We start from the raw sequence: 531 nt of genomic DNA, 5'->3' as shown, positions 1-531 counted from the left end.
AACCATGGCCGTAAACATCAGCAATCTCACCCTCTCCACTCCGGTTCCCGTCTCGGCGAACAATCCGGTCGCACTGGAGCTCAACGGAGCCCAGGCGATCGCGCAATTCCCCAGTATCGTCACGATCCTGCCGGACGGATCACTGCAACTGTCCGCCCCCACCAAAGGCGCCTCGAGCAAGAGCACTCACCGCACCCGCTGCGAATGGAAGGAAGCGACCTACTGGTCGCTGGCCAGCGCCGCTGACCACCTCAACTATCAGGAGATGAGCGTGACCAAGGTCAACTCAGCGCAGAAAGTGGTGATCTCGCAAATGCATGTGAAAAACGACGACAGCCCGGCCATCAAGGTGTTCTGGCAAAAAGGCAACATCACCATGGGCTTCCGCCAGAGCTTCAATCAGACCACTCCGGTCAACACCACGGTGCTCAAGGGCGTGCCGCTGGGGGCGAAGTTCAAGATCACCATTCGCGCCAACTCTGCCGGCGTAGCTCGAGTCACCGTTGACTACAACGGCGTTGTCGGTACATC

General features: G+C 59.1%; 1 protein-coding gene. It reads left to right on the top strand.

The features are described 5' to 3' along the window. Window positions 1-4: 4 nt before the first annotated feature. A partial coding sequence (locus J5M71_RS27005; protein WP_207838570.1) for a polysaccharide lyase family 7 protein occupies window positions 5-531 on the top strand: 527 nt, incomplete at its 3' end.

Source organism: Pseudomonas sp. 43(2021), assembly GCF_017490805.1.
GTDB lineage: Bacteria > Pseudomonadota > Gammaproteobacteria > Pseudomonadales > Pseudomonadaceae > Aquipseudomonas.
This window is presented reverse-complemented; position numbering and strand designations above follow the sequence as displayed.